The sequence below is a fragment of the Variovorax sp. LjRoot175 genome, from assembly GCF_964253805.1.
Classification (GTDB): Bacteria; Pseudomonadota; Gammaproteobacteria; order Burkholderiales; family Burkholderiaceae_C; genus Variovorax.
The window spans coordinates 3,730,443-3,744,956 of the sequence record NZ_CAXURY020000001.1 but is presented as its reverse complement, the minus strand read 5'-3'; the positions used below and the strand labels follow the sequence as shown (position 1 = coordinate 3,744,956).

The 14,514-nt window shown below is 65.6% G+C and carries 16 protein-coding genes, 1 tRNA gene and 1 pseudogene; 13 read left to right on the top strand and 5 right to left on the bottom strand.

Translation table 11 applies throughout. The features are described 5' to 3' along the window. Window positions 1-68 precede the first annotated feature (68 nt). Window positions 69-263, bottom strand: a complete 195-nt coding sequence (locus tag ACSQ89_RS18500; protein ID WP_244503993.1) for a hypothetical protein — start codon at window positions 261-263, stop codon at window positions 69-71. Between ACSQ89_RS18500 and infC the strand changes: the two genes are divergently transcribed. The 10 genes and pseudogenes from infC to ACSQ89_RS18450 all read left to right on the top strand — a co-directional run. Further along, a complete protein-coding gene (gene infC, locus ACSQ89_RS18495; protein ID WP_244503985.1) occupies window positions 174-710 on the top strand; it encodes a translation initiation factor IF-3 in 537 nt (178 codons plus the stop codon). The genes ACSQ89_RS18500 and infC overlap by 90 nt on opposite strands. Window positions 711-857: 147 nt before the next feature. Then, window positions 858-1,061, top strand: a complete 204-nt coding sequence (rpmI, locus tag ACSQ89_RS18490) for a 50S ribosomal protein L35 (protein WP_028253491.1) — start codon at window positions 858-860, stop codon at window positions 1,059-1,061. Window positions 1,062-1,085: 24 nt separating this feature from the next. Continuing rightward, window positions 1,086-1,445: a 50S ribosomal protein L20 gene (rplT, locus tag ACSQ89_RS18485; RefSeq protein ID WP_028253492.1), complete on the top strand. Its 360-nt coding sequence runs from the start codon at window positions 1,086-1,088 to the stop codon at window positions 1,443-1,445. Between the two features lie 110 nt (window positions 1,446-1,555). After that, window positions 1,556-2,632: a phenylalanine--tRNA ligase subunit alpha gene (gene pheS, locus ACSQ89_RS18480; protein WP_436294546.1), complete on the top strand. Its 1,077-nt coding sequence runs from the start codon at window positions 1,556-1,558 to the stop codon at window positions 2,630-2,632. A 21-nt stretch (window positions 2,633-2,653) separates the two neighbouring features. After that, window positions 2,654-5,092: a phenylalanine--tRNA ligase subunit beta gene (pheT, locus tag ACSQ89_RS18475; RefSeq protein WP_436294545.1), complete on the top strand. Its 2,439-nt coding sequence runs from the start codon at window positions 2,654-2,656 to the stop codon at window positions 5,090-5,092. After that, window positions 5,089-5,460, top strand: a complete 372-nt coding sequence (locus tag ACSQ89_RS18470) for an integration host factor subunit alpha (protein ID WP_093109753.1) — start codon at window positions 5,089-5,091, stop codon at window positions 5,458-5,460. The genes pheT and ACSQ89_RS18470 overlap by 4 nt, the downstream gene beginning before the upstream one ends. Before the next feature lie 63 nt (window positions 5,461-5,523). Next, entirely contained in the window at window positions 5,524-5,985 is a 462-nt protein-coding gene (locus ACSQ89_RS18465) for a MerR family transcriptional regulator (RefSeq protein WP_093109752.1), read from the top strand. Between the two features lie 26 nt (window positions 5,986-6,011). After that, window positions 6,012-6,088, top strand: a tRNA-Pro gene (locus tag ACSQ89_RS18460). A 191-nt stretch (window positions 6,089-6,279) separates the two neighbouring features. Next, entirely contained in the window at window positions 6,280-7,530 is a 1,251-nt protein-coding gene (locus ACSQ89_RS18455) for a tyrosine-type recombinase/integrase (protein WP_436296327.1), read from the top strand. Between the two features lie 168 nt (window positions 7,531-7,698). Beyond that, a pseudogene (locus ACSQ89_RS18450) lies at window positions 7,699-7,864 on the top strand (IS5/IS1182 family transposase); the annotation flags it as partial. 720 nt (window positions 7,865-8,584) lie between these two features. On the opposite strand, the gene ACSQ89_RS18445 reads toward ACSQ89_RS18450, so the two are convergent. The 3 genes from ACSQ89_RS18445 to ACSQ89_RS18435 form a co-directional block, all read right to left on the bottom strand. Next, window positions 8,585-9,571, bottom strand: a complete 987-nt coding sequence (locus ACSQ89_RS18445; RefSeq protein WP_436294543.1) for a hypothetical protein — start codon at window positions 9,569-9,571, stop codon at window positions 8,585-8,587. Window positions 9,572-9,633: 62 nt separating this feature from the next. Beyond that, window positions 9,634-10,188, bottom strand: a complete 555-nt coding sequence (locus ACSQ89_RS18440) for a PIN domain-containing protein (RefSeq protein ID WP_436294542.1) — start codon at window positions 10,186-10,188, stop codon at window positions 9,634-9,636. Between the two features lie 5 nt (window positions 10,189-10,193). After that, on the bottom strand, window positions 10,194-10,646 hold the full coding sequence (locus ACSQ89_RS18435) for an excisionase family DNA-binding protein (RefSeq protein ID WP_436294541.1): 453 nt from the start codon (window positions 10,644-10,646) through the stop codon (window positions 10,194-10,196). Between the two features lie 892 nt (window positions 10,647-11,538). On the opposite strand from ACSQ89_RS18435, the gene ACSQ89_RS18430 reads away from it, so the two are divergent. From ACSQ89_RS18430 to ACSQ89_RS18420, 3 genes are all read left to right on the top strand, one after another. After that, complete coding sequence (locus ACSQ89_RS18430; RefSeq protein ID WP_436294540.1) at window positions 11,539-12,006, top strand: single-stranded DNA-binding protein; 468 nt, start codon at window positions 11,539-11,541, stop codon at window positions 12,004-12,006. Window positions 12,007-12,040: 34 nt separating this feature from the next. Next, on the top strand, window positions 12,041-12,727 hold the full coding sequence (locus ACSQ89_RS18425) for a hypothetical protein (RefSeq protein WP_436294539.1): 687 nt from the start codon (window positions 12,041-12,043) through the stop codon (window positions 12,725-12,727). A 61-nt stretch (window positions 12,728-12,788) separates the two neighbouring features. Next, window positions 12,789-13,037, top strand: coding sequence for a hypothetical protein (locus tag ACSQ89_RS18420; RefSeq protein WP_436294538.1), 249 nt, complete (start codon window positions 12,789-12,791; stop codon window positions 13,035-13,037). A 382-nt stretch (window positions 13,038-13,419) separates the two neighbouring features. Here the strand turns inward: ACSQ89_RS18420 and ACSQ89_RS18415 are convergent, their stop codons facing one another. Beyond that, window positions 13,420-14,505, bottom strand: coding sequence for a GAF domain-containing protein (locus ACSQ89_RS18415; RefSeq protein WP_436294537.1), 1,086 nt, complete (start codon window positions 14,503-14,505; stop codon window positions 13,420-13,422). Window positions 14,506-14,514 lie beyond the last annotated feature (9 nt).

The window sequence follows — 14,514 nt, the reverse complement described above, 5'->3', positions numbered from 1 at the left end:
TTTGAACCGGTTCAAAGGCTGATTTTGAGCAATCAGGCTGCTTGTGGGCGTGGACTCTACGGCGTTCGCTACAATTTTTGTAGCAGATTGATTGAAGGATTCTGACCATCGCTACTGCATTTCGCGACCGCCGCCACCGCGAGGAACGCCAACACCGCCTGAACCGGGAAATCATGGCCCCGGAAGTCCGCCTGATCGGGCCCGATAACGAGCAATTGGGTGTCGTGAGTCTTGCCGAGGCATTGCGCCTGGCTGGTGAGCAAGACGTGGATCTGGTGGAAGTCGTCGCGGCGGCCAATCCGCCGGTCTGCCGCCTGATCGAGTACGGCAAGTTCAAGTACCACGAGCAGAAGAAGGCTGCCGAAGCGAAATCGAAGCAGAAGGTCATCGAGGTCAAGGAAATCAAGTTCCGGCCGGGTACCGACGAAGGCGACTACAACATCAAGATGCGCAACATCCGGCGTTTTCTTGACGAGGGCGACAAGTGCAAGATCACGCTGCGCTTCCGGGGGCGCGAGATCACGCACCAGGAACTCGGTCTGGCGCTGTTGCAGCGCATTCGTGAGGATCTCGGCGACGCGATCGTGGTCGAGCAGTTTCCGAAGCTCGAGGGCCGGCAGATGATCATGATGATCGCGCCGGGCCGCAAGAAGGCGGGTGGCGCGGCAAAACCGGCGGCTGAGTCGACAACCGCACCCGCCGCGGCCTGAGCTGAAGAGATAGAAGGATTCGAAGGGATTTCGCCCTTGTCAGCACTCCAAGGTGCAGGCAAGGGCGGGATAAAGAAGTGTCTCGGGGCCAACAAGCCCGTGGAATATCCGCGGCGCCTCACGAGCACAAACTAAAGGAGCATTCACATGCCCAAAATGAAGACCAAGAGCAGCGCGAAAAAGCGTTTCCGCGTTCGTCCCGGTGGCACCGTCAAGCGCGGTCAAGCCTTCAAGCGTCACATCCTGACCAAGAAGACCACCAAGAACAAGCGTCACCTGCGTGGTGCAACGGCAGTGCACGAGACCAACATGGTTTCGATGGCCGCCATGTTGCCCGGCAGCGGCATTTAATCCAGACGAACAAGGAGTACACACATGCCTCGCGTCAAACGTGGTGTAACGGCTCGCGCCCGCCACAAGAAGGTTCTCGCACTCGCCAAGGGTTTCCGCGGTCGCCGCGGCAATGTCTTCCGCATCGCCAAGCAGGCGGTGATGAAGGCAGGCCAATACGCCTACCGTGATCGCCGCACCAAGAAGCGCGTGTTCCGCCAACTGTGGATTGCCCGTATCAATGCCGCTTCGCGCGAACTGGGCCTGACCTACAGCCAGTTCGCCAACGGCATCCGCAAGGCCGGTATCGAGATCGACCGCAAGGTCCTGGCCGATATCGCCGTGCACGACAAGGCCGCTTTTGCCGGCATCGTGGAGCAGGTCAAGGCCAAGCTGGCTGCTTGATCCTGCACAGCGGGTTGCCGTCTTCCGGGACAGCGGCCTGCGCCCACGGCACAAGGGCTGGCGCTTGAAAGGGCTCCAGCCCTTTTTTCTTTCACCTCGAAGTATTCCCCATGAACGAGTTGGACTCCCTGGTCGACACCGCACGTGCTGCCTTCGCGAAGGCGAAGGCCCCGGCCGAACTCGAGAACGCCAAGGCGCAGTTCCTCGGCAAGGCCGGCCGCATCACCGAGTTGATGAAGGGCATGGCCGCGCTCTCCGTCGACGAGAAGAAGTCGCGCGGCGCGGCGATCAACGTTGCCAAGCAGGCCATCGAGGCCGCGCTCACCGAGCGCCGCCAGCAGCTGGCCGACGAGGAACTCGCCGTCCAATTGCGTGCCGAGGCGCTCGATGTCACATTGCCCGGCCGCCAGCGTGCGCCCGGCGGCCTGCATCCGGTGAGCCGCACGATGGAGCGCATCGAGGCGATCTTCTCGAGCATGGGCTTCGATGTCGCGGACGGTCCCGAGATCGAGAGCGACTGGCACAGTTTCACCTCGCTCAACAACCCGCCGAACCATCCCGCGCGCTCCATGCAGGACACTTTCTACGTCGACATCAACGGCGAAGACGGCATCCCGTACAACCTGCGCCCTCACACCAGCCCGATGCAGGTGCGCTATGCGCATCAGCACGTCAAGAAGTACGCGGCCGAGTTCGAAGCCGCGGCGGCCGACACCACCGGCACGGTCAAGGCGCCCGAGATCCGCGTGATCGCGCCGGGCCGTACCTACCGCGTCGACAGCGACGCCACGCACTCGCCGATGTTCCACCAGTGCGAGGGCCTCTGGCTCGGCGAGAACGTGAGCTTCAAGGACCTCAAGGTCGTGTTCACCGACTTCTGCCGCACCTTCTTCGAGACCGACGACCTGGTGCTGCGCTTTCGTCCGAGCTTCTTCCCGTTCACCGAACCGAGCGCGGAGATCGACATCCAGTTCCAGACCGGCCCCCTGGCCGGCCGCTGGCTCGAGGTCTCGGGCGCGGGCCAGGTGCATCCGAACGTGGTGCGCAACATGGGCCTGGACCCCGAACGCTACATCGGCTTCGCCTTCGGCATGGGCCCGGACCGGCTCACGATGCTGCGCTACGGCGTCAACGATCTGCGCCTGTTCTTCGATGGCGACCTGCGCTTCCTGAGCCAATTCCAGTAAACAGAGAACGAGAACGACGAGATGCAATTTCCAGAGTCCTGGTTGCGCGAGTTCTGCAACCCGCCGCTTTCCAGCGCAGAACTGGCGGAGACGCTCACGATGGGCGGGCTCGAGGTCGAGGAGCGCCGGCCGGTGGCGCCGCCCTTCACCAAGATCGTGGTCGGCGAGATCAAGGAAGCGGGTCCCCATCCCAACGCCGACCGGCTGCGCGTGTGCCAGGTCGACGCGGGGCAGGGCAGCTTGCTCAACGTCGTGTGCGGTGCGCCCAACGCGCGCGCCGGCATCAAGGTGCCGCTGGCGCTGGTCGGCGCGGAGCTGCCGCCGGGCGATGACGGCCAACCTTTCCTGATCAAGCTGGGCAAGCTGCGCGGCGTCGAAAGCCAGGGCATGCTGTGCTCGGCGCGCGAGCTCAAGCTCAGCGAAGACCACGGCGGCCTGCTCGAACTTCCGGCCGATGCGACCGTAGGCGCCGACGTGCGCGAGGTGCTGAAGCTCGACGATTCGCTGCTGACGCTCAAGCTCACGCCCAACCTGGCGCACGGACTGAGCGTCTACGGCATCGCGCGCGAGCTCGCGGCGTTGACCGGTGCACCGCTCAAGACACCTGCCATCGCCCCGGTGGCGGTGGCATTGAAGGACAAGCTGCCGGTCCAGGTCGCAGCCCCCGATCTGTGCGGCCGCTTCTCGGGCCGCATCGTCCGCGGTGTCGATACGAAGGCCGCCACGCCGGCGTGGATGGTCGATCAACTTGCGCGCTGCGGTCAGCGCAGCGTGTCGCCGCTGGTCGACATCTCGAACTACGTGATGTTCGAGTACGGGCAGCCGTCCCATATCTTCGACCTCGACAAGATCCACGGCGGCCTCACGGTGCGCTGGGGCAAGCCGGGCGAACAGCTCAAGCTGCTCAACGGCAACACGGTCATGGTCGACGAGAAGGTCGGTGTGATCGCCGACGAGCGCGGCGAGGTCGAATCGCTGGCCGGCATCATGGGCGGCGATGCGACGGCGGTGTCCGACGACACCCGTAACATCTATGTCGAGGCGGCCTTCTGGTGGCCCGAGTCCATCCAGGGCCGTTCGCGCCGCTTCAATTTCAACACCGACGCGGGGCACCGCTTCGAACGGGGCGTCGACCCGAGCCGCACGGTGCAGATCATCGAGCGCATCACGCAGCTGATCGTTGACATCTGCGGCGGCCAGGCCGGCGCCATCGACGACCAGACACTGCGCCTGCCGGAAGCCAAGCCCGTCACGCTGCGCGTGGCGCGTGCTGCGCGCGTGATCGGCATGCCGCTCACCCAGGCCCAGTGCGGCGACGCGCTGCGCCGGCTCGGCCTGCCCATGGAAGAGGGCGAAGGCACGCTGGTCGTCACGCCGCCGCCGCACCGCTTCGACCTGCAGATCGAAGAAGACCTGATCGAAGAGGTTGCCCGCCTGGTCGGCTACAACAACCTGCCGACCATGGCCCCGCTGGCACCGATCACCGCGCGCGTGCGGCCCGAGGTCCAGCGCAGCCGCTTCGCCGTGCGCCATCGCCTGGCCGCGCTCGGCTACCAGGAAACCATCAACTTCAGCTTCGTCGAGGCGCACTGGGAGCAGGAGCTCGCCGGCAACGCCAACCCGATCAAGCTGCTGAACCCGATCGCGAGCCAGATGAGCGTGATGCGCTCGTCGCTGATCGGCTCGCTGCTCCAGGCGCTGAAGTTCAACCTCGATCGCCGGGCGCCGCGCGTGCGCGTGTTCGAGCTGGGCCGCGTGTTCCTGCGCGACGACGCGGTCGTCACCACCGACAGCACCGTGAAGGGCATCCACCAGCCCATGCGCGTGGCAGGCCTGGCCTGGGGCGATGCCGAGGCCGCGCGCTGGGACGGCAAGGCGCAGCGCGTCGACTTCTACGACATCAAGGGCGACGTCGAAGCGCTGCTCGCGCCCCTTGTGCCGAGCTTCGAGGCGACCGAGCATCCCGCGCTGCATCCGGGCCGCGCGGCCCGCGTGCTGCTCGACGGCCGTGCGATCGGCGTGGTGGGCGAACTTCACCCGCGCTGGCGCCAGACATGGGAGTTCGCCCAGGCGCCCGTGCTATTCGAGCTCGAACTCGATGCCGTCATCGCGCGGCCGCTGCCCGAAGCCCAACTGGTGCCCAAGCACCAGGCGGTGGAACGCGACATCGCCGTCGTGGTGGCCGAAGCGATCACGCACGATGCGCTGATGCGCACCATCCGCGCGGCCGCCGATCCCGGCTTGCTGCGCGACGCCGTGCTGTTCGACATCTACCGGCCGCCCGTGGCGCGCGACGGCACTGTCGCCCCTGGAGGCCTGGCGCAGGGCGAGAAGAGCATGGCCGTGCGCCTGAGCTTCAATAGCGACAGCGCCACTCTGACCGACGAGCAGGTCGAAGCGGCGGTGGCCACGATCCTCGAGCAACTCAGCGCGCGGCTTGGCGCGCATCTGCGGGTATGAACGCCATGGAATTCACGCTCGAAGTCCTCGAAACGCCCGCGCTCACCAAGGCGCACCTGGCCGACCTGCTGTTCGAGCAGATCGGCCTCAACAAGCGCGAATCCAAGGACATGGTCGAAGCCTTCTTCGACCTGATCGCGGCCAGCCTGATCGAAGGCACGGACGTCAAGATCTCGGGCTTCGGCAATTTCCAGATCCGCGTCAAGGCGCCACGGCCCGGCCGCAATCCGCGTACCGGCGAGGCCATTCCGATCGGCGAGCGCCGCGTCGCCACCTTTCACGCCAGTGCCAAGCTGAAGGAACAAATTCACGGCAGCATCGGCGAAGAGGGGCCGCAAGAGGTGGAGTGGAGTCTCGGCGCCGAATAGTGCTTGGTCGCGCGCGGTGCGTGGAGTAATCTCTAAGGTTTCCCTCGCACCGTCTTGATTTCAATGGAGAAAACGCTCCCACCGATTCCCGTCAAACGCTACTTCACGATCGGTGAGGTCGGCGAGTTGTGCGGCGTCAAGCCGCACGTGCTGCGCTACTGGGAGCAGGAGTTCACGCAGTTGCGCCCGATGAAGCGGCGCGGCAATCGACGCTACTACCAGCACCACGAGGTGCTGATGATCCGCCGCATCCGCGACCTGCTCTACGACCAGGGCTTCACCATCAGCGGGGCGCGCAACAAGCTGCAGGAAATGGTCCAGTCGGAGCGCGACCGCCGCAAGGCTGGCGAAGTGCCGCTCGAAGGCATGGAGGCGGTCGAGATCGATCAGGAAGAGTTCGAAGCCGCACTCAAGGAAGGCACGGATATGCCGCAAGGCGCAGACCGGACCATCGATCCGTCGCAGCTGCTCCACCTGCGGCGCGAACTGTACGAAATTCGCGAACTGCTGACACCAGGTCACTGAAAACGCACGGCTATAATCGAACGCTTCGGTGTGTGGCGCAGCCTGGTAGCGCACTTGCATGGGGTGCAAGGGGTCGAAGGTTCGAATCCTTTCACACCGACCAACAAAACGTCCAAGGGCGTCCGGTTTCATCCACCGGACGCCCTTTTTCATTGGGGGACTGGGCGAATCGCGTCCGGAGGCATACACTGGAATCCGATGGCTGCCAGCGCCAAGTGGGGGTACAAGAGGGGGTAAAAACCGCCTGAGCCCCACGCACGGCAATTTTGTACCCCCACCCCCGGAGGTAGCCCAATGCCGTTGACCGATGCCCAGTGCCGCAATGCGATTTGCCCGCCGGAACGGAAGCAGGCGCGCTACGCCGACTCAGGTGGCCTCTACCTGGAAGTCTCTGCGTTGGGCTCCCGTCGCTGGTTCTGGAAGTTCAGGATCCAAGGGGTTGAGAAGAAATTCTCCTTGGGGCCGTATCCCGGCGTAGGCCTCGCCGCGGCGCGTAAGGCGCGTGACGCGGCCAAGGCGCAGAAGGCGGCCGGAATCAACCCCATTCAGGCGAGGCAGGTCGTCAAGCTCAAGGCGGCCGCGAACACCGGCGATACCTTTCGAGAGACGGCACTCGAGTGGTTCGACAAGCACCATGCGCGCTGGAGCGGCCACTACGCCACACGCGAGAAACGGAATCTGGAAAAGGATCTGTTTCCGTATTTTGGGGCGCGCCGGATCAGCGAGATCGAATCGATCGAACTGCTGGCGGCCCTGCGCCGAGTCGAGGAGCGCGGGGCTCTTGACGTGGCCGGCCGCGTGCTGATGACAGCGCGCGCCGTGTGGCGCTACGCAGTGGCTACCGCACGGGCGCCGCGCGATGTCACGGCTGACCTCAAGGGCGCACTTACTCCCCGCAAGAAGCGGCACTTCGCGGCCATCACGGATCCGGCTCAACTGGGCGCGTTGATCCGCGTCATCCGCGGCTATCAGGGTGGCGCCATCGTGCGTACGGCGCTGCAACTGGCACCCATGCTCTTCCAACGCCCCAACGAACTGCGCGGGGCGGCCTGGGCCGAGATCGAACTCGATCAAGCGCTCTGGACGGTGCCTGCAGTGCGGATGAAGCGGCGCATCGAGGGCAAGGAACGCGGCGATCCGCACCTGGTGCCCCTTCCCAGGCAGGCCGTGGAGTTGCTGCGCAAGCTCCACCCCATTACGGGTCATGGTGCGCTTGTCTTTCCGGGCGAGCGTAGTCATGAGCGGCCTATTTCGGACAACACCTTGCGTGCGGCGCTGCTGACCTTGGGGTACGGCCCGACCGTGCAGACGGTTCATGGCTTCCGGGCGACAGCCCGGACCTTGTTGGCCGAAACGCTGGAGATCGACCCGCTGGTGATCGAGGCCCAGTTGGCGCACGCCGTCAAGGACGCCAATGGGCGGGCCTACAACCGTACGCAGTACCTCAAGCAGCGCACCGTGATGCTCCAGCGGTGGGCAGACTATCTGGACGTGCTGGCTACCAAGGCGGATTCTCCACTGGCTGAATTGAAAACGGCCGCATGAGAACGGCTCCCCTCGGGTGTTAGCACGGCATCTTGCTGGCGTCGTTCTTGCCACCCCGCCCTTCAATGCGATACGGCGTCACGAAGCTCGCCGAGATCAGCCGGGCGTCCAAACCCAGCGCAAGGGAATATCTGCAAAACGGGCCCGAGCCTTGCATGACCTGAAGCCATGAAGCAACTCGGCCTTGGCCTGAACCTGTCGACGAAGAAGACGCGCAAGCGCGAGTTCCTCGAAGAGATGGAGCGCGTGGTGCCGTGGGCAGCGCTGGTGCAGATCGTCGAGCCGCACTGCCCGCGCGCGAAGACCGGCCGTCCGCCGTTCGCGGTGGAGACGCTAATGGAACTTCTCGGATTGGCGGAGGGCACGCCGCCTCTCCACGAGGCAGGCCACCGTTCCGCGACGCTCATTGGAGATGAGTTCCGGCGAGCTGAGGCTGCATGGAGATGGGCCAGAGCGCTTGCTTACGGTTCTGCGCAAAATTCGGACACCTTGGACAGGATTGTCGCGCTAGCGACCGAGAGCATCGAGATTGCCGCGCGCTTAGACATCAAGGAATCGGCTGCCGGCGCGGCGCTCGCGCGCTCGATTGCGTCCGCCGCGCGGAAGCGCTGGGATGAGGCGCGCACGGCGGCACGCGAGGCGTGGCAAGTCTTCGAGCAGATCGAGGACGAGTGGGGAGGGTTTCTCGCGCGCCGGGAAGGTCTGCGCGCGCTGATCGGCGGGGGTATTGAGCCGGGAACCATCAGCGCGGCGGATTTCGACGAGTTGAGCCTAGAGGCCTCCAAAGCTTTGCCATAGACAAGGCCCCCGGACTTCGCCCCCTCATCAAGTACGAAATTGCGCTGGCCGCCGTTTACTTCGACACCAAACTCGCGATCGAATGCGCGCCCGACGCTCGCGACGACGCAAGCTCCAAGAACACCCGGTCATCGGGGAGATGGCTGAGCGGCTGCTCAAGAGCCTCCGCACGTAGATGTTGTCATCGACGACCGAGAGACTCGGTATCGTCGATATCTCGGTCTTGAGCGGTGCTCCGCGACTTGCACCTCGCTCTTCAGGGATGCTGTACCTTTGACGTGGCGGGCGGGATTCCAAGCGATCGCCGCATCCATGCTGACATGGGCCGGTCGGGGGCCAGTACCTGCTCCATGGTGGCCTGGGCCTGGTCGATCTGCCGGGCGGTGCGAGCGGCTTCGGTGGCGAGGCGATGGGCTTCCAGCACGTCGAGGCCCGTGAGTTCGTAGCCTTGCCCCATGGACATCCAGTGCAGTGCTGCCAGTGCGGCTTGCATGGCAAAGCCGGGTTGCTTGACCAGGTGGTCGCGCGCGGCACGCGTCAGGGTCTTGGGGTCGCAGGGCGAGGCCCACGCCAGGGCGGTCGCCCGGTTGAACAGTTTCAGGGTCTTGGCAGTGGCGAACCACTTGCCGGGCTCACCGGGTGTCGACGCGACGAGGTGGCCCAGCAGTCTGTCGTGTGCCAGTTCGGGGTACTTCTTCGCCAGCACCCTGAAGGTCGATAGGTTGGAGTTGGCTTGGTTGGCCAGCAGCGCGTATCGATTGAAAGCTTCTGCGCGCCGGCCCGCCTTCAGCAATGCGTCCTCGGCGAAACGCGCCACGGTTTCCTCGCCGGTGGTGCTGCCCGCTCGATCGCGCACGTAGGCGATGGCCTCGTCGACCTGGCCGCGCGCGACGAGCACGCGGGCGCCCCAGACCAGGTATTGCCAGATCGGGCGGGGATCCATCGCCAGCAGTTCCAGCAGTTCGTCGTGGCGGCCAGCCTTGAACAGCGCGCTGTAGCACGGGGTCGTGCCCGCGAAGAAGGCGTAGGTGCCGCGATGGCGTTCGCGCAGCACGCTGCGCTGGATGGGCAGCAACTGGTCGGCCCAGCTCGATGCGAGTTCGGGTGTCGCGCAGAGATCGCCCCAGTGGTCGCCCAGGCACTCGATGTAGGGTGGGTCGTCCTCCTGGATGGCCTCGAAGAGGCGGTCGAGCCACTTCTGGCGTACGGCGGTGTCCACCGGCGCGCCGCCGATGAGCGGCACCAATTCCTGGACGGCAGCGCAGGTGGTGTTGCCTAAGGCACCGGTGGAACTGTCGACCTGATTCAGGGCCGGGGATAGTTTCTCCAGAAACAGGACGGCGCCCTCGGCCGCGGTGGCCGGATCTTGTCGGGCGACCGTACTGCCGAAGCGACGACTTTGGGGTCTTGCTGGAATCGATTCAGCAGAAAGGCATCCGGGCGCAGGACCTCGATGCCCAGGTCGGCGAGCTTGCGGACACCGAAGTCGCGGATGTTCCGGGTGACGAGGCTGACGACCTGGGCGCCGGGATAGAAGTCGCCGGCCAGGATGGCCCCGGCGCAGGCGGCGACGTGGATGTCCTTGGTGGACCGCATCGCGGGGGCAACGCTGGCGAACTGTGCCTGGACTTGCTGCGTCGGGACCTCTGCTTGTGGCAATGCGGCCCGCATGAGTTGTTCGTGGCGACGCGCCGATTCCGCATCCGGCTTGCGGCCGGTGTCGACGAGCGCACGACTCAGCTCGTCGAGGATCAGTGGGCTCCAGTGCAGGCGGATGAGCCCCAGGTAGTCCAGGTGGATCAACAGGCCGCGGGTGGTCGCGCCGAACAGGGTGTCGGCGTCGGCGACGACAGGGATCACGAATCTCAGCTCGCGAAGATTTCGCTGTCGAGGTCGGCGCCGAGCTGGCCCAGGGCCTTGCGGCGTCGAGTCTGCTCTTGGCGGTGCCAGGCCAGGACGGCGGATTTGAGGACGCGTCGCTGGTTGCCCACCTGCTGGTGCAGGGGGATAGCGCCGGCTTCGATGCGGGCCACGATGTAGGGGCGAGAGACACCGACCAGGTCGGCCGCTTCCTGGGTGGTCAGAACCGGGTCGGTCGCTGGTGCGGACCTGGGGGCGGAGGCCTTGCGGGTGCTGCCGCTGATCGCCGGGTGCTGGAAGAGCCGCGCGAAGTCGCCCTTGATCAGCCGCGTTGCCTGGGGTGTCAGCTTGACATGGCGCCGCACAACCTCGACCAAAGGATCGAGGTCGATGTTCACCGACAGTGCCGGGGCGGCGTTGCGCGTAGCGGCCTCGATGGACTTGTGGGCGGTCTTCATGGTACCGAGTGTATCAGCCTTACTCGAAATACTCGAATTCCACGAAACAGCGATCCAGGTTGGCGCTGGGTGAGTGGCGCGTGGTGGCGGATACGGTGTTGCTGCTGATGCCCGATCTCGGTGGGCCAGGGCGTGTCCCCGCGGTGCGGGGGCCGGGCTGTTGCGCTGCGCGTCGAGCCACCGGCGATGCCGGCATCTCGACCCTGACGGGCTGCCATTCCTCACGCAACACGGCCAGGCCGGCGCAGCCGGCTGAAGCACGCGGCGGCCCTTTCCCGTGCCCGGGGATCGCGGGCCCTGATTCCTTCACGCTGCGCGTGAACGAGGCCCGCTTGGCGAACTGGCCGGCTTGCAGGTCGCTGCGCTCGCTGCGGCGCCGGCCAGATCGCCACCCCGGTCACCCGCCATGCCCGGTGCCGGGCCGCTGAATGCCGCAGGCAAGGAAGTGCTCGCAGCGGCTCGACCGCCGCGCCAGTCGCTCGCCTTCGGCTCCCTTGGTGGCACGTCGGCCGCGGAGGCGCCGCTGCTCGTGGGCGTTCGGTCGCCTTCGCTGCAACCGCTGCGCCAGGCAAGCTGGCACATCGGCCGCGACGCTGCGTCGACCACGGGGGGGCAGCCCGTGCGCCAGTCGTCCCACCGCGCTCCCCCCACAAGCCCCCGTCAACGGGGTGAGGGGGACTTGTGGGGGGATCTTCAAGCGGTGGGCCGGGAAACCGGCTCACTGCTTCGGCTGCGAAGAACCCCACCCATCCCCAACCCCTTCCCATGAGGGAAGGGGCCATGCCCACCCCCCGCCCGCCCGTGGGCGGGAGCGAGGGAGTCCGAGCGAGAGGATCAGTTTTCAGGGAACCCGGATCGGGGCCCGGCTGATGGCTCTCGATTGGAGAACACCATGGCAAACGTCCAAGTCATCCAGCGACACGCGCACCTGGCAGGCGCCGTCAAGCTCGAATTCGTCAACGGCCGCGAGGGCAAGATCGCCAAGGCGGTGCTGACCGCGATCAGCAACACGCGGCGCGGTTCGGGCGAGACGCGCGAGGAGGAGTCCACCGCGATTCAGTGGACGCTGTGGGGCAAGCAGGCCGAGAACGCGGCCGAGTACCTGGGCAAGGGCTCGCACGTCAACATCGTGGGCCGCCTGCGCAACAACAACTTCGAGAAGGACGGCGAAACCGTCTACGGCATGGCGTTCACGGCCGAGGAAATCGACTACCTCGACAGCCGCGCCGAATCCGAGGCGCGCCGCAACGGTGGCCACGGCGCCGAAGGCAGCGCGAGCAGCGGCGAGCAAGCCGCGTCGGCCGGCACCACCACCCGCAAGCCGCACAACGCGCGCCAGCCGGTGCACGCCGCCGCCTGAACCCGCATCGGGCGGGCGCCATGGTGGTCCGAAGGTGCCGTTCATCGTTCCGGGCAATCAGCTCTACCTGCCAGACCTCGGTCTCGACCTGCGTGAATACTTTCGCCGGCGCGCTCCAGCTGCGGAAGCGCTGAGTCCTTCCGCACAGGCCATGCTGATCACGGCACTGCTTCACCAGCCGTGGGAACCCGAGTGGCAACCTTCCAAGGTGGCAATAGCCTTGGGCTACACGCCCATGACGCTGTCGCGCGTGGTGAAGGAGCTGACCGCGGCCGGGCTCGCGAGCGTGCACGCTGTGGGCCGCGTGCGCCTGCTGCGCATGGAAGGCCCTCCAGAGCAGGTCTGGGAGCGGGCGAAACCTGTACTGCGAACACCCGTCAGGCAAACGGTGTGGGTTGCCCCCGAAAGCGTCCTTGCCAACGTGCATGGCCGTTTGGCCGGGTTGAGCGCGCTCGCACGGTACTCGATGCTGGCCGAGCCCAAATGGCCGGTGTATGCGATGACGGGCTCCGATTGGAAGGCAACCACGGAGGCAGGCATTCGGGAGCTGCCTGAACCCGTCGCCGGCGCGCAGGAATGGCAGTTGTGGAGCTACAGCCCGGCGTTGCTGCCGAACGCCGCCACGGTAGACCCGCTTTCCCTGACGCTCAGCCTGCGGGACAACACCGATGACCGGATCCAGCTTGCGCTGGACGAACTGAAAGGACACCTACCATGGTGAGAGGGCTAGACGTTTTCAAGGAATGGTTCGCGGCCTACGCCGACCAGTACGTTCTGCCAAGGTGGACGCCAAGGATGTGCGCAAGCACCTCAACGATGTGCTGCGCCTCTCGCAACTGCTGGCGCCCGCCACACGCATTGCGCTCGACAGGAAGGTCGGGGAGGACATGGCGCGGTTCCTGACCGCGGTGGCCGCCGACACCACCATCGATCCGAAGGCGCTGCAACTCGGCGCTGTCACCGTCGCCGAACTGGTCGGACGGATCGCCCAAGCTTATGAAATTGAACTGCCGGCACAGGCGGTGAAGTGAGAAGGGGGAGGTGGCATGGCCTTGTTCAAGGACTGGTGCGCCGGTACCGCAGACAGACAAGAAGAAGACCATCCGCACGTATATGGCGGGCCCTGCTGCGGGGGCGGCGCGCCGCGGAGCGCAGCAGCAGCGATCGGCGCGGCCCTCCTCCGCCGACCATCCCATGGGGGCAGGAGGAGTTCAAACCAAAAGCTGCAAAAAATTCAATCTAAGTTGAAAACCGACAGCCGTCACTTAATCCCGGCGTAGTACTGATGCGTCATGCTTCAGACTGACAGTCGTTCGGCGCTGGTGCTGGTAGAGGTGGCTTCGGCGCCCGACCGAATTGGGCGGCATCCTCGATGCCGGCGGCTGTCTCAATTTTCGGGGCCGCGGCGGGCAGTTAGAGGTACAGCGCCACCACCTCGACCACTTCGCTCTCCCACACCACAGGTATTGCCAACAGCGCCCAGGACCCGATCGCCGTCGCGGCAGCAGCGGGAGCGCCTGGTTCGGAGGCCGGCCAGTCATTGATCGCCGGCACCCCGCTGAGCCAGGCCCTGGCGATCGATCCCATCGGCGCTGACAAGGGCAGCGTCGCTTCGATCAGCGAGGCACCACCATGGAGTTCACTGAAGGCGTAGACGCGCTGCAGCAAGCCGCCTGGCGCAGCGGGAACCCAGCGCTCGATGCGGCGCGCCAGCGGCAACGTCGCACCGGCAAGGAAGGTCACGACATGGCTGTCATCGAGCCGCGAACCAACTGGGATTGCCAGACCCCGCAGAAGGCCTGCATCGGCCGCCTCATGCGCGCGCAGGAACCGTCCGGTGGTAGGCAGGTTTTCCATGAACACCGCTTCGCCGCGTTGCCAGGCCAGCCCCGGCAGGCCCACGCCGCGCGGCAGGTAGGTCTCGAGCGAGGCTGATTCGAAGGCTTGAGCGTTCGTGCCAAAGGCACCATCGACAAGTCTCATGTCGCTGGTGATGCGTGCGTCGTGATGCCAGAGTTCCAAACAGCTGGCTGCGGCGGCCTCGTGTCCGCAGAAGATCACGAGCACCGAAGTGAGGCGGTCATGCACAAAAAGCGGCAGCGCGATGGCGCAGTCCAGGCCGGCGTCGCGGGCGGCCGAAATGCGGCGGAAGTTCGAGCCTTCGAACTGACGCAGAAGGATCGGTCTGCCTTCGTCCCAGGCGCGACCCGGCAAACCTTCCCCTGGGCCGAAGCACATCTCCCGGCTGATGGCCGCGAATCGCCTGGCGGCACCGAATGCGCCGCTTCCGAACTCGAGCAGGGAGCCGTCGTCGCTCGGCAACCAGACTTCTGCGGCCTTGATGAATGTTGAAGTCATGCTGCGACCTGCATACGAACAATCCAAAGCAAGTTGCAAGCCATGGTTACCGGGTGGCGGGTCTTCGCACCACAACTGTCGAGGCCGAATCCATGCATCCGTCGCTATGATCCGGCGGCGGCAAGGCACGAACGACCGCATTGTGAAGAC